The organism is Neptunicella plasticusilytica (assembly GCF_047922965.1).
Lineage (GTDB): Bacteria > Pseudomonadota > Gammaproteobacteria > Enterobacterales > Alteromonadaceae > Neptunicella > Neptunicella plasticusilytica.
Window position 1 is genome coordinate 2,780,679 of sequence record NZ_CP150481.1, and the last position, 26,646, is coordinate 2,807,324.

The 26,646-nt window shown below is 46.6% G+C and carries 23 protein-coding genes; 12 read left to right on the forward strand and 11 right to left on the reverse strand.

Annotation, left to right across the window (positions count from 1 at the left end; translation table 11 throughout):
* Positions 1-71 precede the first annotated feature (71 nt).
* Together V1467_RS12475 and topA are read right to left on the reverse strand one after the other, a co-directional pair.
* Positions 72-623 (reverse strand): DUF2058 domain-containing protein, encoded by a 552-nt coding sequence (locus V1467_RS12475; protein WP_416305300.1) that lies wholly within the window; start codon positions 621-623, stop codon positions 72-74.
* A gap of 8 nt (positions 624-631) precedes the next feature.
* Positions 632-3,274 carry a type I DNA topoisomerase gene (gene topA, locus V1467_RS12480; protein WP_416305301.1) on the reverse strand — a complete coding sequence of 881 codons (2,643 nt, stop codon included), beginning with the start codon at positions 3,272-3,274 and terminating at the stop codon, positions 632-634.
* A gap of 276 nt (positions 3,275-3,550) precedes the next feature.
* Here topA and astB point away from each other — a divergent pair, with 276 nt between their 5' ends.
* Positions 3,551-4,891: an N-succinylarginine dihydrolase gene (gene astB / locus V1467_RS12485; protein ID WP_416305302.1), complete on the forward strand. Its 1,341-nt coding sequence runs from the start codon at positions 3,551-3,553 to the stop codon at positions 4,889-4,891.
* A 58-nt stretch (positions 4,892-4,949) separates the two neighbouring features.
* Here astB and V1467_RS12490 read toward each other — a convergent pair whose 3' ends face one another.
* Positions 4,950-7,238 (reverse strand): Ig-like domain-containing protein, encoded by a 2,289-nt coding sequence (locus V1467_RS12490; protein WP_416305303.1) that lies wholly within the window; start codon positions 7,236-7,238, stop codon positions 4,950-4,952.
* 127 nt (positions 7,239-7,365) lie between these two features.
* Here V1467_RS12490 and V1467_RS12495 point away from each other — a divergent pair, with 127 nt between their 5' ends.
* Complete coding sequence (locus V1467_RS12495; RefSeq protein ID WP_416305304.1) at positions 7,366-8,712, forward strand: dicarboxylate/amino acid:cation symporter; 1,347 nt, start codon at positions 7,366-7,368, stop codon at positions 8,710-8,712.
* A gap of 76 nt (positions 8,713-8,788) precedes the next feature.
* Here the strand turns inward: V1467_RS12495 and sohB are convergent, their stop codons facing one another.
* Positions 8,789-9,820 carry a protease SohB gene (gene sohB, locus V1467_RS12500; RefSeq protein ID WP_416305305.1) on the reverse strand — a complete coding sequence of 344 codons (1,032 nt, stop codon included), beginning with the start codon at positions 9,818-9,820 and terminating at the stop codon, positions 8,789-8,791.
* A 140-nt stretch (positions 9,821-9,960) separates the two neighbouring features.
* A complete protein-coding gene (locus V1467_RS12505) occupies positions 9,961-12,504 on the reverse strand; it encodes a VolA/Pla-1 family phospholipase (RefSeq protein ID WP_416305306.1) in 2,544 nt (847 codons plus the stop codon).
* Positions 12,505-12,834: 330 nt separating this feature from the next.
* Here V1467_RS12505 and V1467_RS12510 point away from each other — a divergent pair, with 330 nt between their 5' ends.
* Positions 12,835-13,572, forward strand: a complete 738-nt coding sequence (locus V1467_RS12510) for a YciK family oxidoreductase (RefSeq protein ID WP_416305307.1) — start codon at positions 12,835-12,837, stop codon at positions 13,570-13,572.
* Between the two features lie 178 nt (positions 13,573-13,750).
* On the opposite strand, the gene rluB is transcribed toward V1467_RS12510, so the two are convergent.
* The 5 genes from rluB to V1467_RS12535 are packed head-to-tail and all read right to left on the reverse strand — an operon-like array spanning position 13,751 to position 17,646.
* The gene (rluB, locus tag V1467_RS12515) at positions 13,751-14,716 is read right to left on the reverse strand and encodes a 23S rRNA pseudouridine(2605) synthase RluB (RefSeq protein ID WP_416305308.1); all 966 of its coding nucleotides are present in this window, start codon (positions 14,714-14,716) and stop codon (positions 13,751-13,753) included.
* 3 nt (positions 14,717-14,719) lie between these two features.
* Entirely contained in the window at positions 14,720-15,319 is a 600-nt protein-coding gene (gene scpB / locus V1467_RS12520; protein WP_416305309.1) for an SMC-Scp complex subunit ScpB, read from the reverse strand.
* A complete protein-coding gene (locus V1467_RS12525; protein ID WP_416305310.1) occupies positions 15,320-16,129 on the reverse strand; it encodes a segregation and condensation protein A in 810 nt (269 codons plus the stop codon).
* A gap of 39 nt (positions 16,130-16,168) precedes the next feature.
* The gene (locus V1467_RS12530) at positions 16,169-16,789 is read right to left on the reverse strand and encodes an L-threonylcarbamoyladenylate synthase (RefSeq protein ID WP_416305311.1); all 621 of its coding nucleotides are present in this window, start codon (positions 16,787-16,789) and stop codon (positions 16,169-16,171) included.
* Positions 16,786-17,646, reverse strand: coding sequence for a PHP domain-containing protein (locus V1467_RS12535; RefSeq protein WP_416305312.1), 861 nt, complete (start codon positions 17,644-17,646; stop codon positions 16,786-16,788). Before V1467_RS12535 ends, V1467_RS12530 begins: the two co-directional genes overlap by 4 nt.
* A 345-nt stretch (positions 17,647-17,991) precedes the next feature.
* Here V1467_RS12535 and V1467_RS12540 point away from each other — a divergent pair, with 345 nt between their 5' ends.
* The 9 genes from V1467_RS12540 (at position 17,992) to arfB (ending at position 25,947) form a co-directional block, all read left to right on the forward strand.
* A complete protein-coding gene (locus V1467_RS12540) occupies positions 17,992-19,602 on the forward strand; it encodes an anthranilate synthase component 1 (protein ID WP_416305313.1) in 1,611 nt (536 codons plus the stop codon).
* Entirely contained in the window at positions 19,595-20,197 is a 603-nt protein-coding gene (locus tag V1467_RS12545) for an aminodeoxychorismate/anthranilate synthase component II (RefSeq protein WP_416305314.1), read from the forward strand. The genes V1467_RS12540 and V1467_RS12545 overlap by 8 nt, the downstream gene beginning before the upstream one ends.
* A 1-nt stretch (position 20,198) precedes the next feature.
* Complete coding sequence (gene trpD / locus V1467_RS12550) at positions 20,199-21,206, forward strand: anthranilate phosphoribosyltransferase (RefSeq protein ID WP_416305315.1); 1,008 nt, start codon at positions 20,199-20,201, stop codon at positions 21,204-21,206.
* Complete coding sequence (gene trpCF / locus V1467_RS12555) at positions 21,199-22,572, forward strand: bifunctional indole-3-glycerol-phosphate synthase TrpC/phosphoribosylanthranilate isomerase TrpF (protein WP_416305316.1); 1,374 nt, start codon at positions 21,199-21,201, stop codon at positions 22,570-22,572. The genes trpD and trpCF overlap by 8 nt, the downstream gene beginning before the upstream one ends.
* A gap of 7 nt (positions 22,573-22,579) precedes the next feature.
* Positions 22,580-23,776, forward strand: a complete 1,197-nt coding sequence (gene trpB, locus V1467_RS12560; RefSeq protein ID WP_416305317.1) for a tryptophan synthase subunit beta — start codon at positions 22,580-22,582, stop codon at positions 23,774-23,776.
* Between the two features lie 4 nt (positions 23,777-23,780).
* The gene (gene trpA, locus V1467_RS12565) at positions 23,781-24,584 is read left to right on the forward strand and encodes a tryptophan synthase subunit alpha (RefSeq protein ID WP_416308701.1); all 804 of its coding nucleotides are present in this window, start codon (positions 23,781-23,783) and stop codon (positions 24,582-24,584) included.
* A gap of 86 nt (positions 24,585-24,670) precedes the next feature.
* Entirely contained in the window at positions 24,671-25,225 is a 555-nt protein-coding gene (locus V1467_RS12570; RefSeq protein ID WP_416305318.1) for a septation protein A, read from the forward strand.
* A gap of 2 nt (positions 25,226-25,227) precedes the next feature.
* The gene (locus tag V1467_RS12575) at positions 25,228-25,527 is read left to right on the forward strand and encodes a YciI family protein (RefSeq protein WP_416305319.1); all 300 of its coding nucleotides are present in this window, start codon (positions 25,228-25,230) and stop codon (positions 25,525-25,527) included.
* Between the two features lie 6 nt (positions 25,528-25,533).
* Positions 25,534-25,947: an alternative ribosome rescue aminoacyl-tRNA hydrolase ArfB gene (arfB, locus tag V1467_RS12580; RefSeq protein WP_416305320.1), complete on the forward strand. Its 414-nt coding sequence runs from the start codon at positions 25,534-25,536 to the stop codon at positions 25,945-25,947.
* On the opposite strand, the gene V1467_RS12585 is transcribed toward arfB, so the two are convergent.
* Complete coding sequence (locus V1467_RS12585) at positions 25,944-26,594, reverse strand: 1-acyl-sn-glycerol-3-phosphate acyltransferase (protein WP_416305321.1); 651 nt, start codon at positions 26,592-26,594, stop codon at positions 25,944-25,946. The genes arfB and V1467_RS12585 overlap by 4 nt on opposite strands.
* Positions 26,595-26,646: the final 52 nt, after the last annotated feature.

The following is a 26,646-nucleotide window of genomic DNA, read 5'->3' on the forward strand; positions in this document are numbered from 1 at the left end:
ACTCAGCTTCGGATAAACAAAGCCGTTCAGCGCCACTATCGGCCTGTCAAGCCGGATAGTGGCATAATAGTCTACCAGTTTAGATCGTCGGGAATTTCGTAATCTGCGTACCAGTCCTGCTCTTCTTCGGTCAAATTGCTGCTTTGTTCCAGGGTATCGGCCCGGTAAACCACTAATGATTCATCACGCTGGGCGATTTTATCTGCCACCGGCATGGGTACCAGTTCATATCCGCCCTGAAACTTAACAATCGCCAGACGTCCCTGACTGATATGCTTCTGGGTCTTCTCGTCAACATACAACTGTTTGACTTTAGTCCCGTCAGTGAAATTACAGGCAATATCGCCCCGTCCTTTGGGTTGCTTGTTCACTTCTATCAATTGCTTGATCTGCGCCAATATAGCCTTTTGTTCAGCTTTCTCCTTGGCTTGCTGGTTTAACTGCTGATCGCGACGGCGCTTTTGTTCCATTTGTTGCGCCGCTAATGCCTTAGCCTCGTCAGTCATCTCGACTTTATGGTGTTGCTTGGCTTTCTTCTGCTTATGTTTTTCTTTACTGATCTGGTTGGCCTTTTTCTTGTCGGCCAACCCTGCTTTAAGTAATTGTTCTTGTAACGATGCCATAGGTAGCCTTACTTCTTTTTACCTTTACGTTTGTCATCGGCTTTCCACTTGCCGCCTTCATACCAGGCTGACCAACCTGTCGCTTTGGCGTTTTCATCTTCAGACATCACGTATTGTTGCTTGGTTTTACGGCTAAAACGAACTAGCGTCTTATTACCGTCAGGATCCTGCTGAGGTGCATCGGCCAAATAATAAAACTTGCTCGACAACCTGTCTCTGAAACGGGCCAGCTCCTCAACCAGAGGTGCTCGAGTTTCGCGGGATTTAGGGAAGTTATGCGCCGCCAGGAAAATTCCCGAAGCACCATCCCGCAGCACAAAATGGGCATCGGATTTAGTGCAGGGTAACTCTGGCAAATCGACCGGATCTTCTTTTGGAGGCGCAACATCACCGTTTTTCAGTAACTTACGGGTGTTTTTACATTCATCGTTAGTACAACCAAAATACTTGCCAAAACGGCCATTTTTAAGCTCCATATTCGAGCCACAGCGGTCACATTCAATCAACGGACCATCATAGCCCTTGATTTTAAAGGTTCCCTGCTCGATTTCGGTACCACTGCAGGTTGGTGTATTACCGCAAACATGCAGTTTGCGATTTTCGTCAATAAGATAGCTGTCCATTGCCGTTTCACAAATACCGCAACGATGTTTGGCCCGCAATATCTCGGTTTCCAGCTCTTCTTCATCATCGACTTTCACCGCTTCATCGCCGGGCACCAGATTCATCGTCTGAGTGCAACGCTCTTTGGGCGGCAAGTTGTAACCTGAGCACCCCAGAAAAACGCCGGTGCTGGCAGTACGCAACATCATATCGCGTCCACATTTAGGGCATTTTATCTCGGTTGGTACCGCCAGATTCGGCTGCATACCACCTTCTTCAGACGGTTTCTCGGCCTGAACCAGACGGCCATAGAAATCTTTATAGAATTCATCCAGAACCTTTTTCCACTGCAGTTTACCCTCGGCAATTTCATCCAGATGCAATTCCATGTTGGCGGTAAAGTCAAAACTGAGCAAATTGCTGAAATTTTCAATCAGCCGATCATTAACGATCTCACCCATTTTTTCCGCATAGAAACGGCGGTTTTCAATCCGCACATAGCCTCTGTCCTGAATAGTGGAAATGATATTGGCGTAAGTTGAAGGACGGCCAATGCCACGTTTTTCCAATTCTTTAACCAACGAGGCCTCGTTGAAGCGCGCCACGGGCTTGGTAAAATGCTGTTTAGGATCAAGCTGTTGAAGATTGAGAATATCGCCTTCTTTGGCATCGGGTAGCAGCAGATCTTCTTCGCCTTTTTTACGTACCTGGGTCTGAACTTTGGTCCAACCGTCAAAACGCAGTACCCGCCCTTTGGCGGTTAACTCAAAATCGGCAGCCTGCACGCGTATTGTGCTGGCATCATATTGCGCAGGTGTCATCTGGCAGGCCACAAACTGGCGCCAAATCAATTCATATAAACGCTGCGCGTCGCGCTCCATTTCGGTCAGAGAGTCGGATTTCACCACCACATTGGATGGTCGTATCGCTTCGTGAGCTTCCTGAGCGTTGTCTTTACTGCCGTATTTAATCGGGTTTGAAGGTAAGTAAGCATCACCGAAGTTTTTAGTAATGTATTCGCGGCAGGCGTCCACGGCCTCGGTGCTTAGATTGGTTGAATCGGTTCGCATATAAGTAATATGCCCCGCTTCATACAAGCGCTGCGCCATCATCATGGTTTTCTTCACCCCGAAACCTAAACGGGTGCTGGCTGCCTGTTGTAAGGTTGAGGTGATAAAAGGGGCCGAGGGCTTACTTTGGGTCGGCTTGGATTCACGACTAATGACCTGGTAAGAGGCAGCATTAAGCACATCAACCGCTTTTTGAGTATCTGCTTTATTAGTTGGTTTAAAAGCTTGGCCGTTTTGCTTGGCCACCAACATACGTAACGCCTGATCCTTCTGGGTATTCAGATCGGCATGTACGTCCCAGAATTCCTCTGGTACAAAGGCTTTTATTTCGCGCTCACGCTCCACCACCAGACGCACGGCAACAGACTGAACCCGACCTGCGGATAATCCACGAGCGACTTTTTTCCACAGCAGAGGTGACACCATAAAGCCGACTACCCGATCGAGAAAACGGCGTGCCTGCTGTGCATCAACCCGATCCTGATTGAGTTCACCGGGATGGGAAAAGGCTTCCTGAATGGCTTTTTTGGTGATTTCGTTAAACACGACTCGCTGGAAAGTTTTATCTTTGCTACCAATAATCTCGCGCAAGTGCCAGGCAATCGCCTCCCCTTCTCTATCCAAATCCGTAGCGAGATAGATGGTGTCGGCATCTTTGGCCAGTTTTTTCAGCTCATTAACGACTTTTTCCTTACCATTGAGGATATCGTAATGGGCCTGCCAGTTGTTTTCCGGATCAATTCCCATCCGGTCGACCAGCTTAAGATACTCGTAATGACGCAAGTATTCTTGCTGTTTCTGCTCGGGAAGCAATTTGAGTTCTTTGGCGGGCTTTTTGGCGGCCACCTTACCCAATGAACGAGTGGGAAGATCACGCACATGCCCAACACTGGATTTAACAATAAAATCCTTGCCGAGATATTTATTAATGGTTTTGGCCTTGGCCGGGGACTCGACTATTACCAGAGACTTTCCCATAAGAATTAGCTAATTCCTTGAATTTATTAAATTTACGATGAACACCTTGGCAATATGCCTATATATAAAGGTACCTGACGGGTTCGAAACTTTTTTAGGTATATCGATAAATAAGCCGGAAAACAAGCAAATATTTTAGATGAAAATAAATCGTTTAAAATTTCAACAAGGATAAAATATCATGCAAATTTAACTTATAAACGTATAATGCCATCCTCAATGACCTGGCCCGCATCCCTTAATATACGCGGCATTCGGCAAATAAAAGGAATAAATATGCAGCATTTTGAAGTTAACTTTGATGGTTTAGTTGGACCGACGCATAATTATGCAGGATTGTCTTTTGGCAATGTTGCTTCATTAAGCAATGCCAACGCCAGCAGTAACCCGAAACAAGCTGCCAAACAGGGACTGCAAAAAGCCAAAGCGTTAGCCGACATGGGCATGAAACAAGGCGTGTTAGCCCCTCAGGAACGTCCTGATGTGCTCACATTGCGTCGTTTAGGTTTTTCGGGTAGCGATGCTCAGGTTTTGCAAAAAGCAGCGAAACAGGCACCACAGGTCTTTCTGGCGTGCTGCTCGGCCTCCAGTATGTGGACAGCTAATGCCGCCACGGTTTCCCCGAGTGCGGACACCGCCGACGGCAAAGTCCATTTTACCCCGGCCAATTTGACCAACAAATTCCATCGTTCGCTTGAACCGCAGGTAACTGGCCGGATCTTGCAGGCAACCTTCCAGCACGAAAAGTATTTTAATCATCATGTGCATTTGCCTGACAACGAATTTTTTGGTGATGAAGGGGCAGCCAACCACACCCGTCTCTGCAGTAACTATGGTCATGCCGGAGTGGAAATCTTTGTCTATGGGCGCCACGCCTTTGACGTGACGCAACCTGCGCCTAAAAAATACCCGGCCCGTCAGACGCTGGAAGCCTGTCAGGCCATTGCCCGTTTACACGGTTTGTCCGATGAAGGCGTGGTGTATATTCAGCAGAACCCCGATGTGATTGATCAGGGCGTTTTTCACAATGATGTGATTTCGGTCGGCAACCAAAATGTATTGTTCTATCACGAACAGGCATTTCGCAATACCGAACAGGCCTTTGCAGAAATTCAGCAAAAATTTGGCGATCAACCGGTTCATTTTATTAAGGTCGATACTCATGACGTGCCAGTACTGGACGCGGTAAAAACCTATTTATTTAATACCCAGATTATTACGTTGCCTAATGGCGAAATGGCGATAATCGCGCCGACTGAGTGCCAGGAAAACGCAGCTGTCTCGGCTTATCTTGACAAGCTTGTGACCCTCAATACCCCGATTAAACAAGTTCACTATTTTGATGTTAAGCAAAGTATGCGCAATGGCGGTGGCCCGGCTTGTTTGCGTTTGCGCGTAGCGCTAAATGACCAGGAACTGGACGCGGTAAACCCCAATACCTTATTAGACGATAACCAGTTTGAGCGCTTGAATGCCTGGATAGACAAGCATTATCGCGATCAATTGCTGGTATCAGATTTACATGATCCGCAACTGTTGATCGAGTCACGTACCGCGTTGGACGAGTTAACTCAAATTCTTAAACTGGGTTCTGTTTATCCTTTCCAGCAGGATTAATCCTGAACATAAAAAGCCCGCTCAATTGAACGGGCTTCTTCTTATGCAGCGATAATGCTTATTGACGATTAGAGCAGGTGCGATTATTTCCCGTATCAATTTGAGAGCCAGGGTTCATTGGATCATCAACTAAATCCAAACCTGTCCCAAATGGATTGGATGGAGGTGGTGATACTTCGTCAGTCAAATCAGACGCCGCAACCCCCAGCGTATAAAACTGGCTAACCTTAGATTCGGTACCTGCAGATTGACCTCCCGAGACTGTCAGTTTTATCACCACCCAAGGACCATAGTTTTTAGGGTATCGAATTTCGATTATCGCCTGCCCATTTTCATCAGTCATTACATTGTCAGTGACAGCAACGACATTACCAGGGGTTAGTTCGCCATCCCCGTTAGTATCTTCTCCCGCATCCAAATTTCCATCAGCGTCAATATCTTCATTAGTGCAGCCGATGGTATAAACCGATGCCCAATTTCTAAAATCATCTTCACTTGGAGACTTAACCCAGTATCCTTTGTAGTAAGCCTTCATTGGGTCAGAAGGATCATTAGGGTTGGTTAACTGAGTATATTTCACCGGTGTACCCGATACTGTCAATTCAGCATTTTCGACCGGATTAGAGTTGGCGTCTGTCACAAAGGCAACAAAAGTTTTTAAATAAGTCGCTTCGTTTACAACTTGAATTTCACGACCGGTACCAAGTGAAATATCAAATGCTCTATCACCCACAGTTAAACTCACACTGCCGGTAATATTTGTATCTTCCGCTAACGTAGCGCTAATAGTAATGCCGTCTTCTCCACTAACATTTTTAGAACTGTAGACCACCGAGGCGAGACCATTTGAATCAGTAACTGCACTGCCAGCAGATAACGAGCCACCAGTAGCATCTGTTGTGGTATTAAATTTAATCTCTTTGCCTTTAACCAGATTACCCAAAGAATCCCTGATCACTGCCGTAATAGTACTTTTTTGCTCCGGCCCGATAGAATCGGGTGTTGCATCAACCTTAATTGAACTTACAGTCGTAGCAATATATTCAAAGCTAATTTGACTATTGACCTGGTCACCATTGGAGTGAGTTCCTTTGGCCGATACTTTTACCGGACCAGAAGATGCCGACTCAAGACTGACAGTTAACTCACCATTGGCATTAGTGACACCGCTGCTTGGCGTTACTGTTCCACGCGTGGTATTGAAGCTCACCGGTTGACCAACCACTGGAATGTTATCTGTAAGCCACTTTACTGTAACGTTAGTTGGCGAATTAAGCGCTACATCTCCTGCAGGGGCAGTGATAAAACTAAAATTGTCCTGTTGCACTGTAACGGGAATTGAACCAGAAATAGAATCACCTAATGCTGACGCAGTGATGGTATCCAAACCTGAGTTAACCGCTTGATATTCAATAGTAACCTGTCCTGTTTCATCGGTTATCGCACTTTGAGCTGAGAACAAATTATTGTTAGAAGAAGAAAAGGTTAAAGCTTCACCGGCAATCCCGTTGCCATCAGAGTCGGCCAGTATAAAAGTATATTCTGCAGTATCTTGCAAAATAACTGAACTAGGTCCATTAATTTTGACCTCAGTACCAACCACCTTAATTACTATTTGTTGGGATAACGCACCTGCAGAAGCAATAACTGTAATATCACGATTTTGAGGATTACCACCTGTAGTCAATATCACTCTAGACGTGCCATCAGCACCTGTTGGCGTTGGTGGTGTTAATGCACCAGAGTCTGCGCTAAAAGAAACATCGACTCCTTCCAACAGGATGTTGGCGTCATCTTTAACTAATGCAATTACCTCAACCTGGTCAGATCCGGTAGACGGCAATAAAGTGTTACTTGAATACAGATTTAATGAGGCTGGTTCTAAAGAAGATTGACTGCCATCGCCAGCAGAAACAATCCCTTCTGAGTTACTGGAATATGTATCCAAGCTAGCAGTTATGTTCACAGCACCATTATTTTCTCCAACTTTAACCTCAATTGTGGCAATACCGTCAGAACCGACCACCGCACGTCCATTGCCATTCGGAGCGGCAAAAGAAGCTTTACCATCCTCATCAAAAGTGAAGGTCACTGTTTTCCCTTCCGTAGATGAGCCGTCTGAGCGGGTCACTTTCGCGTTTGCCAGTAATGGACTAGAAGCGCTTAATTCACGACTGGATTCTCCAGTGTTTTTATCAACAATACTTAAACTGATACTGTAGGTGACATCTGTAGAGCCACCACCGCCGTTATTGTCATCCCTGCTCAGTGAGCCACCTCCGCTACCACATGCGGTTAATAATGCGATAAGGGGTATCAGTATCAGGTTTTTAAACGCTACCTTCATTTTTACTTCCTGCCTTGTAATTTAACGAGTACGTTATACAACTTGTCGTAATGACCGGATTTATTGTTCAGCTTCTTAAACAAAATTGTTAGGCTACGCCCTACAACAACTATAAATAGGAACATTGATGAGTTCTTCATCCAAAAAATATAGCCTAACGACCAAGATATTTATCGGCATGGTTGCCGGAATACTGGTCGGGTCATTACTAAAATTGTTATTTGATGATAGCGGAGATTATTCGGTTAGTGTATTCGGTGCCAGCATATCTGCGTATGAAGTTTTAATCGAAGGTATATTTACCGTTATTGGTCAGATATTTATCGCCAGTTTGAAAATGCTGGTGGTGCCTTTGATCTTCGTCTCACTGGTGTGTGGAACCTGCAAATTAAGTGACCCTTCCAAACTTGGCCGATTAGGCGGAAAAGCCCTCAGTCTGTACGTTGGCACTACTGCCATTGCCATTAGCCTGGCGATGTTTTTCGCTTTGTTAGTAGACCCGGGTGACGGCATTACGCTGGATACAACAGCCAGCTTTGAAGGCAATGAACCTCCGGGACTGGCGCAAATTATTATTAATATGTTCCCCTCCAATCCCATTCAGTCAATGGCAGAAGGCAATATGCTGCAAATTATCGTGTTTGCCGTGCTGTTCGGTATTGCCATGGCGATGAGTGGCAAAGCCGGTGATCGTCTCGGTGCGTTTTTTGAAGATGTAAATAGTGTCATTATGCGTCTGGTAATGATTCTAATGAGCCTGGCCCCATACGGTGTGTTTGCCTTGATGGCAAAACTGGCCGCCACCATTGATTTTGCTGTTTTTGCCAGTCTTTTAAAGTACTTCTTTTTGGTCGCCTTTGTCCTGTTTTTCCATGGTTTGGTCAGCTACCCGATTATTCTCAAATTACTCAGCGGACTCAATCCGCTTATATTTATGCGAAAAATGCGCGACGCCTGTATTTTCGGTTTCAGCACCTCTAGTAGTAATGCCACCTTACCTGTCACACTAGAAACCGTGACCCAGAAAATGGGCGTTAAAAATTCAGTCGCTTCTTTTACTATTCCGTTAGGTGCAACCATTAATATGGATGGCACCGCCATTATGCAGGGTGTTGCGACAGTATTTATTGCCCAGGTGTATGGCGTGGATTTAAGTGTGACGGATTTTCTGATGGTTATTCTAACCGCTACATTAGCCTCGGTGGGCACTGCCGGCGTGCCGGGAGTCGGGCTGATTACTCTGGCCATGGTCCTGCAACAAGTTAATCTGCCGGTTGAAGGTATAGGTTTGATAATCGGTGTAGACAGGTTGTTGGATATGACCCGTACTATGGTCAACGTGACCGGTGATTCGATGGTGGCCTGTATTATCGGTAAAAGTGAAGGTGAAATGGATATTGAGGTATTTAATGATCCAGATGCCGGGAGTAAATCAGAAAATATCGATTACGAACATTTTGAAAACAACAGCTAGTGCTCGATAAATACCAAAAAGGGATTCAAATGAATCCCTTTTTATTACACTTAAAGCAACTTATTTTCTGTTCAGGTTACTTACCGATTAACTGTGACTTTTGCCACCATTTCATTAAACGGGTTTCGACCGATTTAAGCGCCGCCAAAGAGAACTTCTCGGCGATGTTTTTACGGATAGTATATTTAACCGAATAGATTTCTTTATCTTCGTTAGCCTTAAGCAAAAAGTCATCCGAGGTCTGGATTTCATCCACCAAGCCCAGTTCCAGAGCCTTGCTGCCATACCAGTATTCACCGGTCGCCACGGTATCAATCGCCAATTCAGGACGGTTTGACTGCACAAAACCTTTAAACATCTGATGTACTTCTTCCAGCTCATCACGGAATTTTTCGCGGCCCTGCTCGGTATTTTCACCAAACACGGTTAAAGTGCGTTTAAATTCACCGGCGGTATGCTGTTCAAAATCCACATAATTCTTTTTGAGCAACTTGTTGAAATTCGGTAGCTGGGCAATCACTCCGATTGAACCAATAATGGCAAATCGGGCAGCTAACACTTTATCGGCCACACAGGCCATCATATACCCACCGCTGGCAGCGACTTTATCAACGGCAATCGTTAGCTTAATGCCTTTGTCTTTAATACGCTGTAATTGTGAAGCGGCCAACCCATAGCCGTGAACTACACCACCACCACTTTCCAAGCGGATCAGCACTTCATCCTTGTCTGTGGCAATGGTCAGAATGGCCGTAATTTCCTCCCGCAGACAATCGACTTCATGAGCGTCAACAGATCCATCAAAATCAATGACATACAAATTGCCTTTGTCGCTATCCGTATCCTTTTGTTTGTCTTTTTTGTCTTTCTTGGCGGCTTTTTTCTGTTCCTTTTCCAACTTTTTAAGTTGATCTTTGTCCAGAATAAAGCTGTGCAACATATCTTTTACGTCTGACAACTTGTCAGACAGCGAGGTGATTTCAAGCTCACCTTTTTTATGTTTCTGTTTACTGGCCAGGCCGACAATACCGCCTACCGCCAATAACAAGGCAATGACAAAAGTCGCGACTTTTGCCAAAAATAATCCGTATTCGTATAAAAATTCCAAATTACATTACTCCAACAACAAATCATTCAACAGGATCTCTTGACCCTATATTGGGGATAATAACCGTTATTTCTAGGGGATGTTTATTTTAAACAAAAAAAAGCCAAGCATGACGCCTGGCTTTTTAGCGTTAATTTAATTTACTGGGCAACAACGCCACTATCTTCAACCACAATAGTTGAACCCATGGTGGCCATAAAGGCCGCCGTTTGCTTTTGCATTTCGGTGGTAGCAGCGACACTCGGCCCCGGATCCAGAATCGAACTATGGGTTCCTTCCAGAAATCTTACCAATCCTCCACCTTGAGTTGTCGAACTGACCGGTGCTAATCCCATTAATGCAGCTAAAGGTTCTGTACCGGCCAGAGGCAAACTGGTCGTATTAGGTATCACCTGATCTGGCAGGAAGGTACCTCCTTGATCGTCAGGATTTCCCCCCACCACTTCAATCATATGTATTGGAGTACCGTTAGCCGCAACCATTCCGACATAGTTATTCGGGTCACCGGCATCAATAACGGTTTGCGCAGCAAAGGAGAACTGGGCAAAGGTGCCATCCACTTCAGCTTTTTGTTCCGCTGTCAGTTGTGAATAAAACACCGGGAAAAATCCTGCTAATACTTCGCCAGTCGCTTCCGGAATTTGGTTAGCCTGCATATATTGAGTAAGTGCAGCCACAAAATCCGGGGAAGACGCTGCCATCAAACTGCCTTTAATCAGGTTAGCAAATGCCGGGGACTCAAGCAGAAATCCGCCAAGACCACCACCCGGATTAGCCAGGGTCGCAGCTTTTAACGCATACATAGTATCAAATGCAGCCAAATCACCACCCAGACTGCTATTGGCCAGCGCAACAGCGCCTGTTCCGGCAATGGCCCCCAACGAGTGACCGACAAAAGACACATTACTGCCATCCAGTAAATGGTTAGCAGGATTCGTCATATCCACATTGGCATTAAGTCCCAGACGTAAACCAAGAATATCGGCAATACTTTGACGTAAATTATCCCGCGCGGTTAACAAACTAGACAGGTTCAAGTAATCTGTTGGTGCTCCGCCATAGCCGCCAGAGGCATTTACCACCTGGCCGTCAATGGTCATACCGCGACTGCCATGTAAAGGGTGATCAATAGCGACTGTGGCAAATCCAGCCGCAGATAAAGCCCCCGTTATTGCCAGCATATCTTCTTTTTTAGAGGTAATACCGTGTTGCAAAATAATCACTGGCCAACCGGCAGCAGGTTTGGTCATTCCGACGATCATCTCGTTAGGTACCGTCACTTGTACGTCCAATGTTTGCATCGAGTTAGTGGCAGGAATTGGGCTGTACTTGGTCAGATTACGTGGATCGTTAATACCAATAGCAGCCAGATTAAGATCCATTAACTGCCCTTCGGAAGCTACCTGACATAGATCGTTGTTACTGCCAACCGCGCCATTAGCAACTAAGTTACCCACCACTTCAGCACCCAGGGATTGTAATACTGAACCACCGGTACAAGCACCTCTCCACCAATCACCAAGAGGATTAGTGGTACTCAAATAATAAGGTAGAGTGATACTACCCTGCTTAAGATTCGAGGCACAGAAACCCACCATTTGTGCTGCTGTACCTGCGACCACCGGATTGCTTGACTGGGTTCCTGCCGCGACTGAGGCACAATCATTCAGGCCCAATTGAGCTAAGCCTGCTACTTGTTCAGCGCTAATCACGCCAGTAGCTTTAAAGGCAGTAAATACATCAGGCACCGCCGCGTCGTCAATAGTGACTGCGGGTAGATAAGCGGCTGCAGCTTGTTGAGATGCCGCTACATCGCCACCGGTTTGTGCCATTGCCGCAGCAAACGCCTGTGCAAATGGGCCAACTTGCAATTGTTTAACCGTACTTAATACTGTACCGGCAGACTGAGTTGAAAAATAGGCCGCATAGGAGACTTCATCACGATCCAGGCCTTCACCTTTTAGCAAAGTCACAAAGAAATCCAGAATACTCTGCAATTGTTTCTGATCGGCAGAGCCCAGTGGATGAGTTTCAGGATCCTGTGTCGCCAGCTCCCATGTTGTAGAGCCTTTTACCGAACGTCCTTCAGAATCTTTAAGTTGGTCTGTCACGACCAACATATAACCTTGTCCCGGTTTCAACGGTTTTAACGGTACAACAGTGATCACACCGGCAGCAGATTTCTGAGTAGCAAAATCAACCCCGAATTGCAATTCAGGGCCGAGCAAACAAGGGAGTCCCGGTGCCTGTACTTCTGCCGCAATGGCCTGACAGATAGGCGCATCACTTTCCAGTACCTGTTCGGCTTCATATAAACGTACAGAGCCGGATGCGGACGCTGATGCCGCATCAATTTCAACCCCTGCAGGTACGTCAACATTGATCACAAACGGATGATGGGTAGACCAACCATCCAGCGCGCCTAACGCATATTGTGGGTCTGCGGGATCAACCACATCATCACCTAGAATATTCAGGGTAAAATCAAATAAATTCCCGTCCGGGATCATCAACAAGTCGTTGGGGATATTGACATTGCTGGCTGCTGGATCGAAGACTACCCGGGCATAAGGTTTAGCCGGAGTGGTTGCAGCGTTATCCTGTGCTTCTTTGAGAGTTTCTCCGCCACAGCCAGTCAAACCCAGAACGGTTGCAATCGCTGAACTAATTAACAATTTTTTCATTACGACTCCTAAAAATTCTTTTTTTTATTATTTGTCATACTTGTAGAGTACAGACAGTTGTCACACTTCTTACCGCTTCTGTTACCGGCAGAGCCAACATGTACGACCAGTTAGAGATAGACCAATATTATTGGCTTTATCAAGATATTGCAAAGGTTTGTTAATAATTTGTAATAGTAATTTTATCCCTGATGCCAGCATATGCATGTACAGCTTATTCCCGTCATCCTCAAGACAATATCCACCCTTTTTTCAATCAAAAAATCCCCATCCACCTTTCCAGTAATGCTAGAATTGCGCGCAATTTAAAATGCTGATGAATAAAGATAGATGAACTATTCGATAAAACCCGAAGCCCTGAGCAACAAAACAATTCTCATCACTGGCAGTGGTGATGGAATTGGTAAACAACTGGCGCTGGATTGTGCCAAACAAGGTGCAACGGTTATTTTACTCGGGCGTACCGTTGCCAAACTGGAAGCAGTTTATGATCAAATTATCAGCAACAATGGGCCAGAGCCCGCTATTGTGCCACTTGATTTACAAGGTGCGACAGGCAAACACTATCTGGATATGGCCAATACCATTGAAGACCAGTTTGGTGCACTTGATGGGTTAGTGCTCAATGCAGGTATATTGGGTACGTTGCGTCCGTTTGCACAGATACCTGAAGATGAGTGGCAGGAAGTGATGCAAATCAACCTGCACAGTCAGTTTTTAATGCTAAAAGCTTTGTTACCGGTTTTAAACAAAGCTCAATCTGCTTCGGTGGTATTCACTTCTTCTGGTGTCGGAAAAAAAGGCCGTGCCTATTGGGGATGTTACTCTGTTTCCAAATTTGCCAGCGAAGGCATGATGCAAATATTGGCCGATGAATACGCCAACAGCACTATCCGCTTTAATTCTATTAATCCTGGGCCAACCCAAAGCAAATTGCGCACTAGGGCTTACCCTGCCGAGGACAGCAATTCTATTAAAGCTCCCGCAGATATCATGACTCCTTATCTATATTTACTGGCCGATGAAAGCATCGGTGTGAATGGTCAATATATCGAAGCGCAGAAATAAATTCGAGCTTCAAGCTTCGGGCTAAAATAATTAACCCACCACTACCGCTTTTTCTTTCTCTGTGAATTCTGCGTCTCTTTGGTGAATAATTTTTTCTTTACACCTTTGCGATCTCGGCGAGAGTATTGGTTATATCTTTTAGCTCGTCGCCCGAAGCTCGCCACTCGTCGCTATTTTATTACTGCCCCTCCCGGGTTCTGGCCTTGGGTTTTGGTCCTTTTCGGGGTTTATTACGAGCCGAAGTGGCTTTCGGTTTAGCGGTATCTACCGTTTTCTGCTGAGCTTTGTCTGAAGCGGAAGCACGTTTCTGAGTCACCTTGTGTTTTTTAACCGAGCGGCGCATCCGGCTTATACGCACATGATCCAGCTTACTTTGCCGCTCATCCAGCATTGTTTCAGTCTCGGCATCAAGTTGAACGGACTTGCGCAAATAGTTTAACTGCTCCAGATCCAGCTCCAGCCAGGCGCCTTGTGGCAAACGCTTTTCCAGCTCAAGATCGCCATAGCGGACTCGAATCAAACGACTTACCTGTAAACCTTGTGATTCCCATAAACGTCTGACTTCGCGATTACGCCCCTCTGTTAACGTGACGTTAAACCACTGGTTAAGACTTTCATCATCCGTAGGTCTGGGTCGGATGGTCAGGAATTTGGCTTCTCCATCTTCAAGCTTGACGCCTTTTTTCAGTTTAGCCAACATACTTGGTTCAACGTTACCAAACACCCGTACTGCATATTCGCGCTCCACTTCATGTTTGGGATGCATCAAACGATTGGCCAATTCACCGTCATTAGTAAACAACAGTAAACCGCTGGTGTTGATATCCAGACGTCCTACCGCTATCCAGCGCCCCGTCTTGATACGCGGAATGCGATCAAATACCGTCGGGCGGCCTTCAGGATCGTGGCGAGTACACATTTCGCCTTCCGGCTTGTTATACATGATCACCCGACAAATCTGCTGCTGGTTGTTTTTATCCAGCAAATGTCCATCTACCCTGATTTGCTCAGTTCCTTCTACTCTATCTCCCAGAGTAGCAACTTGTCCGTCCACGGAGACTCGCCCCTGCTCGATCCATTTTTCCATTTCTCTTCTGGAACCGACGCCAGCATTCGCCAACACTTTCTGTAATTTTTCACTCATAATTTAATGTACTTGTTGTTCGTCAGGCTCTGGCGAGATAACCAATTCTGTTTGCATTTCAGATTCCACCTGGTATTCAAAAGCTTCAATATCAGGCAATTCCGATAAGCCGGAAAGGGAAAAATAATCCAGAAATTCCTTGGTGGTCGCGTATAACGCGGGTCTGCCGGGCACCTCTTTATGCCCGACTACTTTAATCCATCCTCGTTCACTGAGGGTTTTCATTATATGGCTGCTCACCGATACGCCGCGCACATCTTCAATATCGCCACGGGTAACGGGCTGCCGATAGGCAATCAGTGCCAGCGTTTCCAGTAAGGCTCTGGAATAGCGAGGAGCCTGTTCTTGCCACATTTTCGCCAGCCAGGGGCTTAAACTGTCCAGTGACTGAAAACGGTAACCGGACGCCACCTTAACCAGCTGGATGCCGCGTACCTGATAATCCAGTTGCAGCGCATCCATAATCGCCACTAATCTCTTTTTAGTGACATCCAGACCATCCAGCACCGTCTCCAGTAAACGTTCTGCGCTGACAGGCTGATCTGCAACAAATATCGCTGCCTCGACGAGTTGCTTAAGCTGTTGATCGTTTATCTTCGCCATCTAACTTGCCATTTTAACGTGAATATCAGTAAAAGGCTCGGCCTGCACCAGCTCAATTAACGATTCTTTGACCAGCTCTAAAATAGCCAGAAAAGTAACCACCACGCCGGCTTTGCCTTCATCTGCTGTAAAAAACTGTTGAAAACTGCAATATTGACTGTGACTGATTTGATCCAGAATGGCTGACATGCGCTCTCGAGTGGATAATGCTTCCGGGGCAATATGGTGATGTTCAAAAGCACTGGCACGGCGCATTGCAACTTGCATGGCAAAGACCAAATCCTGCAGGGCTATTTCAGGCAAGATCCGGGCAGGTTGGCAACTCTCGTGAGTCTGGGCATTAGCTACATATAAATCCCGTTCTTCACGGGGTAACAAGTCCAGCTGTTCAGCTGCCTGTTTGACAGCTTCATACTCGCGCAGACGGCGAATCAACTCCGCTCGGGGGTCGCTTTCGTCTTCGTCATCTTCGTTATGTCGGGGTAACAATAGACGCGATTTTATTTCAGCCAATATCGCCGCCATCAGCAGGTATTCACCAGCTAATTCCAGCTTGATATCCTTCATCAATTCGACATATTCCATATACTGGCGGGTTATCTGGTAGACAGGTAAATCGACAATCTCGAATTTCTGTTTGCGGATCAAATACAGCAACAAATCTAGCGGGCCCTCAAAGGCTTCCAGAATCACTTCCAGTGCGTCCGGTGGAATATACAAGTCTTCCGGTTTTTCCAGTAGCGCTTCACCGTTAATAAAAGCCAGCGGTAAAGGTTGCTGGATTTGAATAGTGCTATCTGCTTCAGCCATAACTAACGCCAATTCCAGCCCAATAACGGCAACATCAAACTAACCAAAGACGCTGGCATCACCAGAACCATGACGTATGACTTCCGCATAACCTTCGGACATATCGACCACTGTAGTCAGCTGCTCACCTAAAAAGCCGCCATGGATAATCAAGTCCACCTGTTTTTCCAATTTATCCCGTATTTCATCGGGGTCCGACTCGGCAAAGCTGTTACCCGGCAAGATTAATGAGGTAGACATCAAAGGTTCACCAAACTCCTCCAGCAAAGCCAAGGCAATATGGTTATCCGGCACCCTGATACCAATGGTTTTACGTTTGGGATTTTGCAATCGGTTTGGCACTTCCTTGGTGGCTTTTAATACAAAAGTATAAGGCCCAGGCGTGTTATTTTTGATTTGTCTGAAGGCCTGATTATCCACTTTGGCATAAATAGACAACTCCGACATATCCTTACACATCAGGGTAAATTTATGTTCTTTCTCGATTTGGCGAATACGGCATAATCGCTCCAGCGCATTTTTGTCATCCATCTGACAGCCGATGGCATAACCGGAATCGGTTGGATAAACCACCACGCCACCCTTGCGAATAAGTTCGCAAGCCTGGCGCAATAAACGCTGTTGAGGATTATCCGGATGTATATAAAAAAACTGACTCACACTTGTTCCTGATTAGACAATGGTTGAAATGTCCAGTCCTGCCATATTGGCACAACATCTTGTGGAAGCGAAAGATTTTTGCCCAGCTCGGTCCAGCGATTGGGAAAATGAAAATCCGAACCAGCCGAGGCCTGTAGATCATATTCAAGGCTATAATCACGCATCTGCTTTTTGGCTTGTGGCGAAAGGTGGCTATGGATCACTTCCATTCCATCACCGCCGGATTGTTTAAACTCAACTATCAAACGCCGCAGCCATTTGGCTGATAAGTCATAGTGGCCGGGATGGGCCAGCACTGCTTTTCCGCCCGCGTCATGGATCCAGTCTATGGCTTGTTCAATACTAATCCAGACGGGTTTAACGTGAGCACGCTGGCCTTTACCCAGATATTTCTTGAAGGTTTTTTCCATTGTATCCACCACTCCGCGTTGCACTAACACTCGGGCGAAGTGTGCGCGGGTGACCTGCCCGACGCCAGCCAACTGACGGGCTTGTTCAAAACAGTCGTCAATACCGGCTTTAGCCAACTTTTCACCGATTTTTTGTGCCCGCTGCAGACGGTTTTGCCCTTGCTCGGCCAAACGTTGTAAAAATATCTCATCCTGATAGTCCACATTCAAGCCCAGTACATGAATATCAAAACCATGCCAACCAGTGGACAGTTCGACGCCCGGCACAATAGCCATTGGCCGTTTTTGCTGTTGCTGATAAGCCACCGCCTCTGCAATACCCTCTACTGTATCGTGATCGGTAATGGCCAGAGCGTCGACTTGCATATTATGCGCACGATCGATCAATTCCGGGATGGTTAAACGACCGTCGGAATAATGGCTGTGGCAATGTAAATCAATCTTCATTGGGATAATGTAAAAGCCTTATCATTAAAATAAAATTATAACTTATAGCAAAACAAGTCCCCTGAAACAGGTTAATTTGTTGTCTCGCTATTGACATTGAATGCGATTTGAATTCTTCTATAGGGCATCGAAGTTACAACGCATTATACCTGATTCGGCACAACGAAAATGAACTTAAACACAAACTTTTGTCAGTTAATTATCTGGTGGTGGCACTCCCTGTCCTAGCGGGTAGTATGCTTTTGTGTTTAAAAAGGTATCAAGGCTCGCATAATGCGGGCCTTTTTTGTTTCAGTTTGCAATTAAAGTTCAGTTTTAACGACTAATAAAATAACGAGATGTGCAATGAGTTTATCCCAATTAAGCCAACAACCCGGCAAGGTAGAGAGTCTGATACGCTCGGTTCCCTACGTCGCCGAACCACTGAGCTTGTACCGTCAGCTCTGCTCGAAGCGGCAGCATAATCTGTTGCTGGAATCGGCAGAAATCAACAGCAAAGACGATCTGCAAAGTTTGATTTTAGTCGACGCTGCCGTCAGGTTGGAATGCAATGGTAATCAGGTAACCTGTAGCGCTTTAACCGATAATGGCACCGCAGTACTTAGCTTGCTGCAGCAACATTGCAGTAATGCCACAGCCGAATTGACCGACAAACAACTGGTATTGTCATTCAACGCTGTCGAGGCCGACCTGGATGAAGATTCGCGCCTCAAAGCACAGTCGGTTTTTGATACCCTGCGACATATTATCCAGCAAATAAAGCCGCTACGCGATCATCCTGATGCGTTATTTTTAGGCGGGGCTTTTGCTTACGATATGCTGGCCACCTTTGAAAAATTACCCGACGTCCCGGATAGTTTAAACAGCTGCCCCGATTTTGTTTTCTATCTGGCTGAGACGCTAATCCTAATTGACCACCAACAGCAAACCACTGACGTCATTGGCAGCGTATTTAGCGGATCTGAGGTGGCCAATCAATATTTTATTGTCAGCCAGCGGCTGGAGCATATTCAGCAACAAATTAGCCAAGTCCACGAGATTGACGACAAACCAGAACAAACCGTAACGCTCGACCAGCTGCAAATAGACAAAAGCGACGCACAATACAAACAGGATGTCGGCCTGTTAAAACAACACATTCTATGCGGCGATATTTTTCAGGTGGTGCCATCACGTATTTTCAGCCTGCCCTGCCCTAATCCCTATCTCACTTACCAGCAGCTCAAACTGCAAAATCCCAGCCCCTATATGTTTTATTTGCAAGATGGAGACTTTTGTTTGTTTGGTGCCTCGCCTGAATCGGCGCTGAAATATCATCGCGAGTCCAATCAGGTTGAAATATATCCTATTGCAGGTACCCGGCCGCGGGGGTTTAACAGCAAAGGCGAGATCGATCCGGATCTGGATAGCCGTATTGAACTGGACTTGCGCCAGGACGAAAAAGAAAAAGCCGAGCATATTATGCTGGTAGATCTTGCCCGTAATGATTTGGCCCGAGTGTGTGAACCGGGCAGCCGTTATGTCAGTGACCTACTCCAGGTGGACCGCTATTCGCAAGTGATGCATCTGGTATCACGAGTTGTAGGACAACTACGCCACGATCTGGATGCGCTGCATGCCTATCAGGCCTGTATGAATATGGGCACGCTGGTCGGCGCGCCCAAAGTCAGTGCTGCCGGACTGATTCGTCAAGTCGAGAAACAACGGCGTGGCAGTTACGGCGGTGCTGTCGGTTACCTCAATGGCCAGGGTGATATGGATACCTGTATCGTGATCCGTTCCGCCTTTGTCAAAAACGGCATGGCACATATTCAGGCGGGAGCCGGCGTGGTATATGATTCCGATCCGCAATCCGAAGCTAATGAAACGCGCAGTAAGGCTCAGGCGGTAATCCGCGCTATTGTGGCCGCACATGATGCACCATCCAGCCATATTGGAGGCTCCAACAATGTCTAGTCAAACTGCGCCTACCTTATTTTTACTGGATAACTTTGATTCCTTCAGTTACAACCTGGTGGATGAAATGCGCAAGCTGGGTTACGCCATGCAGGTTTATCGCAATAATGTCAGCGCCGACAAAATTGTTGAAAAAATGCAGCAAGTTGGCAATCGGGCGATATTAATTTTGTCCCCGGGTCCCGGCACACCTTCCGCTGCGGGCTGTATGCCCGAATTATTAAAGCAGGTTCAGGGGCTTTTTCCGGTTTTGGGCATCTGCCTGGGTCATCAGGCTATTGTCGAACATTATGGTGGCTCAGTCGGAAAGTCATCCGAAGTGATCCACGGCAAATCCTCGCTGATTCAGCATTGCGGTGACAAAATGTTTGCCGGATTGCAGCACCCCTTGCCGGTCGCCCGCTACCATTCGTTGATGGCCACTAGATTACCTGACAATTTACAAACCTTGGCCAGCTTTGCCGATATCCCCATGGCAGTGTATCAACCACAGGACAAAATGCTCGGATTCCAGTTTCATCCGGAGTCAATTCTGACCAGTCAGGGCAGTCTGTTGCTGACCCAAAGTATTCAATTTCTTGCCAAGGACGCATGATATGCACAATTTATTTGAACAACTCTATCAAGGTAATCCGCTGTCACAGCAACAAAGCCAGACATTTTTCAGCCAGGTGGTTCAAGGGGAAATCGACGAAATCCTGTTATCTGCCATGCTAACCGCGCTGAAGTTCCAGGGTGAAACGCCGGCAGAACTGGCGGGAGCGGCAGCCGCACTAATCGACAATGCCACGGCGTTTAAGCGCCCTGATTATGACTTTGCCGATATTGTCGGTACCGGAGGCGACGGTCACAACACCATTAATATCTCTTCGGCCTCTGCCATTGTTGCTGCAGCCTGTGGGGTTAAAGTGGCTAAACATGGCAACCGCAGTGTATCCAGTCAATCAGGCTCTGCCGACTTGTTTACCGCCTTTGGCCTTAACTTGATGATGGAACCGCAAACCGCCAAACGATGTCTGGACGAAGCTAACTTGTGCTTTCTGTTTGCCCCTCGCTACCATGCAGGCATCAAACACGCGATGAATGTCAGACAAACGCTGAAAAGTCGCACCATCTTCAATCTACTGGGGCCGTTGGTGAATCCGGCACGGCCCAGTCACATTATGATTGGTGTCTACCACGCCGATTTATTGATGCCCTTTGCGCAAACACTCAAACTGCTGGGCTATCAAAATGCGCTATTGGTGCATGGCAGTGGGCTGGATGAAGTTGCGCTGCACGGTCCGACCGAAATTGTCACCTTGCAAGATGGTGACATGAATGCCGAAACCATTTATCCGCTTGAATTTGGTTTACAGGAATATCCATTGGAAGCGATTAAAGGCGGCGATCCTGAGCATAATAGGCAGTTGATTCAAGCCATCCTGGAGGGTCAAGGCCAACCAGCTCATAACGCTGCGGTGGCAGCAAATGTGGCAATGCTGCTTAAGTTGACCGGTAAAGTAGATAATCTGAAACAAGGTACGGATATGGCACTTGCAACCATCAAATCAGGTAAAGCGATACAAACCATCAATCTAGCAGCGGAGATCAGCCGTGGCTAATGTATTGGAAAAAATCTGTGCCAATAAAGCCGAAGAGCTGGTCAAACTGAAACAGCAGTTACCGTTGGACAGTTTTATCAAAACCTTAACTCCGTCTGACCGAAGTATGTTTGCTGCCCTTAGCCAGCCTAATGCCGGTTTTATTCTGGAATGTAAAAAGGCATCTCCCTCTAAAGGCCTAATCAGGGAAAACTTCGATCTGGATGAAATTATTGCCGCCTATTCGCCTTATGCGGCAGCCATTTCAGTATTAACCGATAAAAAATATTTCTCCGGCAGTTTTGATTATTTGCGCTACGTGCGCGAACGGGTTTCCCAACCGGTACTGAATAAAGATTTTTTTATCGATCCCTATCAGGTGCACTTAGCTCGCTACCACAACGCTGATGCGATTTTACTGATGTTATCGGTACTGGATGACACCACTTACACCGAAATGGCGAACCTGGCAGAACGTTATCGACTGGATGTACTGACAGAAGTCAGCAATGAGCAAGAGGCCCATCGAGCCTGCCGTCTGGGCGCCAAAATCATCGGTATCAATAATCGCGATTTACGTGATTTAAGCACTAATTTAAATACCACCTTCCGTTTGGCACCATTACTGCCTAAAGACGCGATTTTAATCAGCGAGTCTGGTATTTATACCCATAGTGATGTGCGCAAACTGGCTCCGGTGGTCAATGGCTTTTTGGTTGGCAGTAGTTTGATGGCCGAACAGAATGTCGCCAAAGCAGTACAAAAACTGCTGTACGGCAAGGTGAAAATTTGCGGTATTACCAATAAAGAAGATGGCATTAAAGTACAACAATCTCCTGCCAGCTATGCCGGTCTGATCTTTGCTGAAAAATCACCACGTTGTATCAGTTTATCGCAAGCCAAACAGATTACCGATAATGCCCCACAGGATTATGTCGGCGTGTTTGTTAACCAGCCTGTCGAATTTTTACTGGAAGCTGTGACTAGATTAAATCTATCCGCTGTTCAACTGCATGGCGGCGAAGATCAGGATTATATTGATCAGCTAAGGCAGCAGTTGCCGATTGATGTTGAAATATGGCAGGCCAAAGGTGTCACCACGCGATTACCTGAATTGGATAATACCAACGTTGACTACTTTTTGCTGGATTGCCAAATAGGCCAGCAGACCGGCGGCACCGGACAAAGTTTCAACTGGCAGTTACTGTCGCAGTTGGCAGATAAATCCAGCCTGATACTGGCCGGTGGATTAAGCCCGCAAAATATCAGGTCAGCCGCAATCATTGGAGCTGCCATTCTGGATGTTAACTCCGGTGTAGAGAGTCAACCTGGGCAAAAAGACGTAACCCGAATTAGCGAATTATTTAGCGAATTAAGAACATATTGAGGACAGCATGAGCAATAAACTCGATCCCAAATTTGGCCAGTACGGCGGGATGTACGTACCGGAACTACTCATCCCCGCCCTGGATCAACTTGAACAGGCATTTATCGACGCCCAGCAGGATCCCGAATTCCAGCAAGAATTTATCAGCCTGCTAAAAGATTATGCAGGTCGACCGACACCACTGACCAAAGTCAGGAATATCGTCAGTAACCCTAAGGTCAGTCTGTATTTAAAACGCGAAGATCTGTTACACGGTGGTGCGCATAAAACCAATCAGGTTTTAGGACAGGCCTTGCTTACCAAACGCATGGGCAAAACCCACGTGATTGCTGAAACCGGAGCCGGGCAACACGGCACCGCCACAGCACTGGCCTGTGCGCTGTTAGGTTTGAAAGCGCGCATTTACATGGGCGCCAAGGATGTGGAACGCCAAGCCCCAAATGTGTTCCGGATGCGTTTGATGGGCGCTGAAGTGATCCCTGTGGATGCCGGTTCCGGCACCTTGAAAGACGCCGTCAACGAAGCTTTGCGGGACTGGTCAGGCAGCTATGAAAACGCCCATTATTTGCTAGGCACCGCAGCCGGACCTCATCCTTTCCCCACAATAGTGCGCGAATTTCATCGCATGATTGGCGAGGAAGTGCGTGAACAAATCATCCAAAAAGAGGGACGCTTACCCGATTCTATTGTCGCTTGCGTGGGTGGTGGTTCCAACGCCATCGGTATATTTGCCGATTTTATTGACTCACCGGAAGTGGCATTAATTGGTGTTGAGCCTGCCGGAAAAGGCATCGACACCAATCAGCATGGCGCCGCTATTGCCACCGGCAGTTCCGGCATATTACACGGCGCGCACAGTTACATTATGCAAGATCGAGATGGTCAGATAGAAGAATCCTATTCGGTGTCGGCCGGACTGGATTATCCGGCAGTGGGGCCACAGCATGCCCATTTACACGATATAGGTCGAGCCCAGTATACTTCGGTAACCGATGATGAAGCGCTGGAAGCGTTTCAGTTATTGGCCCGCAAGGAAGGGATTATTCCCGCTTTAGAATCCTCCCATGCTTTGGCTCATGCCCTAAAAATGGCCGAGCAAGCGGATAAAGAGACCATTATCGTAGTAAACCTATCCGGCCGGGGTGACAAGGATATTGATCATGTACAAAAGATCCTGAAGGGAGAACATCAAAGTGGAGAATAATACCTTGGACAGATATGCCGATTTATTCAACCAGCTTAAAACCAAAAATGAAGGCGCTTTTGTGCCCTTCGTGATGTTAGGCGATCCGGATATCGATACCAGCTTCGAGATCATCTGTACCTTGGTCGACAATGGAGCCGACGCATTAGAACTGGGCTTTCCCTATTCTGATCCTATCGCCGATGGCCCCACCATCCAGCTGGCCAGTATTCGAGCGCTGGGACAACATATTCGTCCCGATGACTGTTTTGACATTATCCAGCGGGTTCGACAGCGCTATCCACATATTGCCATTGGACTATTACTGTACAGCAATCTGGTGTTTAAACGCGGCATTAACGCTTTTTACCAAACCGCGGCACAACATGGCGTAGATTCAATTCTGTTAGCCGATGTACCACTGCGTGAGGGAGAGCCTTTCCGACTCGCTGCCCGTGAGCACGGCATAAAACAGATATTAATTGCTCCGCCCAATGCCAGTGAAGATGCCTTAGCCGACATTGCTCGCAATACTCAAGGTTATACATATTTGTTGGGGCGCGCCGGTGTAACTGGCACCGAATCGACAGCGACCACACCGGTCACCGAACTGGTCAATAAACTCAATCAACACCATGCCGCTCCAGCCATAATAGGTTTTGGTATATCCAAACCCGAGCATGTAAAAGCCGCCATTGCGGCAGGCGCTGCGGGGGCGATTGCGGGTTCAGCCACGGTTAACATTATCAATGATAATTTGTCCGACAAGAGCGCCTTACACAGCAAATTGGCTGATTTTGTCCGGCAAATGAAAGCTGCAACAAGGTGAAACAAAGTTATCGGAACGGATAGCTAACCAGTCGGTCAAACTGTGTTAGTATCCGAACCGAACTGCTTTATAACTAGAGGATCCAGATGCAGGCTTTAGTCGAGTTTTTACCGCTGCTGATATTTTTCGTGTTTTATAAGACACATGATATTTTCTGGGCAACCGGTGCCCTGATGATCGCTTTTACACTGCAACTCGTAGTGACCTATATTTTAAAAAAACAAATCACCAAACAGCAATGGATCTTCTTTGCCATAGTGATGATATTTGGTGGTTTTACCCTGTTCCTGCGCGATGAAACTTTCATTATGTGGAAACCTACAGTGGTTTATCTGATATTTGCCGCAGTGTTATTTGGTAGTCAAATCATTAAGCGCCCTGCGTTAAAACAAATGATGGAATCGGCTATTCAGCTGCCGGATAATATCTGGAACCGGGTTAATCTGGCCTGGGGCATCTTTTTCCTGCTAGCGGCCATCGTTAATCTTTTGGTAGCCTATGAATACACGCAAGAACAATGGGTGAATTTCAAGGTATTCTGGATGACCGCCGCCAGTCTGGTATTTACCGTGCTGACCATTGCCTACCTGTACCGCTATCTGCCCACAGACCAGCACTCGAACGAACAAGAGAAAAAATAATAATGTGGTATATGATTTACGCCGAAGACCGAGCTAATTCTTTGCAGGCGCGTTTGAAAGCGCGCCCGGATCATCTGGAAAGATTACAACAACTTAAACAGCAAGGTCGATTGCTGATTGCTGGCCCCACTCCAGCCATTGACAGCGGCGATCCGGGCGAAGCCGGTTTTAGCGGTTCATTGGTGGTGGCTGAATTTTCAAGCCTGATTGAAGCACAGCAATGGGCGGATAACGACCCTTATATTGACGCGGGTGTCTATGCCAAGGTCACGGTTAAACCCTATAAAAAGGTACTACCTTAATTTCTGATGATTAGAGTTAACGACTTTATTGTCCTGGCAGACGATGAAATAGATATGACGGCCATCCGCGCTCAGGGTGCGGGAGGACAAAATGTTAATAAAGTCGCCTCGGCGATTCATCTCCGTTTTGATATCAATGCTTCTTCCTTACCGGATTTTTACAAACAAAAATTACTGGCGATGAAAGATTCACGCGTGACTCAAGACGGTATTCTGGTAATTAAAGCGCAGGCCCATCGCACTCAGGACATGAATCGTCAGGACGCCCAGCAACGGCTGGTCGAGATTATTTTACAGGCCGGTAAAACCCAAAAAGCACGCCGTCCAACCAAACCCAGTAAAGCCTCACAGACCAAACGAATGGACAGCAAAACCAAATCCGGCCAAAAGAAACAACTGCGCAAAAAAGTCGATTTTTAGGGCACAAATTCTAGCAAGCGCCTGTCCATATCAGCCATCACTTTGGCTTTAAAACTTTTCTCTGCCAGTTTTTCCAGTTGTAACTTGTATTTAGCAATATCCACCAGTTCCAGATTAGCTGATATGGTTTTAAACAAGCGTGGTAACTTGTCTCCTGGACTTTGAATGTGATGCAGTCCACCGCTGTAAACAAACAGGATCTTGCCTTTATGCAAGCGCTCCAGTATTTCCGCCACACCACCACGCACGTTCATTGGTTTACCATGTTTATCCAGACCATTGGGGCGTTTCATTCGCCCTTCCGGCAAAATAGCGGTAATAACGTCATGACTGACATGGGACAAAAAGTGCTGCCACGATTCATCTTTTTTGCGCGTAATAGGGATTGCCTCGGGTAACAATGCCTTAAGCATTTTGCCGGCCAAAGGACGCTTCATGGTTATGTCGGCCCCCGGCACCACCACTTTGTGCGCAATATCCCAGACCAGACGCCAACTGGCAAAGCGGATAAAAAGAGGCTCAAATAAACTGGTGTGATTAAGGAAAACGATAAGTTTCACTTTACTAAAGGACTCTTCCCGCTCATCACTCAGCCAGGTTCTGCTACCACGATAAAATAAATGCGACAGGATCTTGACCTTTGCCATTAATAAAAAACTGAGAAATTTGTACATAACACCTATGACATTAGTGCCGATA

Excerpts from the sequence above, each read along its gene's own strand:
- topA (WP_416305301.1), bottom strand. The coding sequence starts at position 3,274 with ATGGGAAAGTCTCTGGTAATAGTCGAGTCCCCGGCCAAGGCCAAAACC.
- V1467_RS12505 (WP_416305306.1), bottom strand. The coding sequence starts at position 12,504 with ATGAAAAAATTGTTAATTAGTTCAGCGATTGCAACCGTTCTGGGTTTG.
- trpD (WP_416305315.1), top strand. The coding sequence starts at position 20,199 with ATGCACAATTTATTTGAACAACTCTATCAAGGTAATCCGCTGTCACAG.
- V1467_RS12575 (WP_416305319.1), top strand. The coding sequence starts at position 25,228 with ATGTGGTATATGATTTACGCCGAAGACCGAGCTAATTCTTTGCAGGCG.
- arfB (WP_416305320.1), top strand. The coding sequence starts at position 25,534 with ATGATTAGAGTTAACGACTTTATTGTCCTGGCAGACGATGAAATAGAT.
- V1467_RS12510 (WP_416305307.1), top strand. The coding sequence starts at position 12,835 with ATGAACTATTCGATAAAACCCGAAGCCCTGAGCAACAAAACAATTCTC.
- V1467_RS12495 (WP_416305304.1), top strand. The coding sequence starts at position 7,366 with ATGAGTTCTTCATCCAAAAAATATAGCCTAACGACCAAGATATTTATC.
- V1467_RS12540 (WP_416305313.1), top strand. The coding sequence starts at position 17,992 with ATGAGTTTATCCCAATTAAGCCAACAACCCGGCAAGGTAGAGAGTCTG.
- V1467_RS12570 (WP_416305318.1), top strand. The coding sequence starts at position 24,671 with ATGCAGGCTTTAGTCGAGTTTTTACCGCTGCTGATATTTTTCGTGTTT.
- V1467_RS12585 (WP_416305321.1), bottom strand. The coding sequence starts at position 26,594 with ATGGCAAAGGTCAAGATCCTGTCGCATTTATTTTATCGTGGTAGCAGA.
- trpB (WP_416305317.1), top strand. The coding sequence starts at position 22,580 with ATGAGCAATAAACTCGATCCCAAATTTGGCCAGTACGGCGGGATGTAC.
- rluB (WP_416305308.1), bottom strand. The coding sequence starts at position 14,716 with ATGAGTGAAAAATTACAGAAAGTGTTGGCGAATGCTGGCGTCGGTTCC.
- V1467_RS12490 (WP_416305303.1), bottom strand. The coding sequence starts at position 7,238 with ATGAAGGTAGCGTTTAAAAACCTGATACTGATACCCCTTATCGCATTA.
- V1467_RS12535 (WP_416305312.1), bottom strand. The coding sequence starts at position 17,646 with ATGAAGATTGATTTACATTGCCACAGCCATTATTCCGACGGTCGTTTA.
- astB (WP_416305302.1), top strand. The coding sequence starts at position 3,551 with ATGCAGCATTTTGAAGTTAACTTTGATGGTTTAGTTGGACCGACGCAT.
- V1467_RS12545 (WP_416305314.1), top strand. The coding sequence starts at position 19,595 with ATGTCTAGTCAAACTGCGCCTACCTTATTTTTACTGGATAACTTTGAT.
- V1467_RS12525 (WP_416305310.1), bottom strand. The coding sequence starts at position 16,129 with ATGGCTGAAGCAGATAGCACTATTCAAATCCAGCAACCTTTACCGCTG.
- V1467_RS12475 (WP_416305300.1), bottom strand. The coding sequence starts at position 623 with ATGGCATCGTTACAAGAACAATTACTTAAAGCAGGGTTGGCCGACAAG.
- scpB (WP_416305309.1), bottom strand. The coding sequence starts at position 15,319 with ATGGCGAAGATAAACGATCAACAGCTTAAGCAACTCGTCGAGGCAGCG.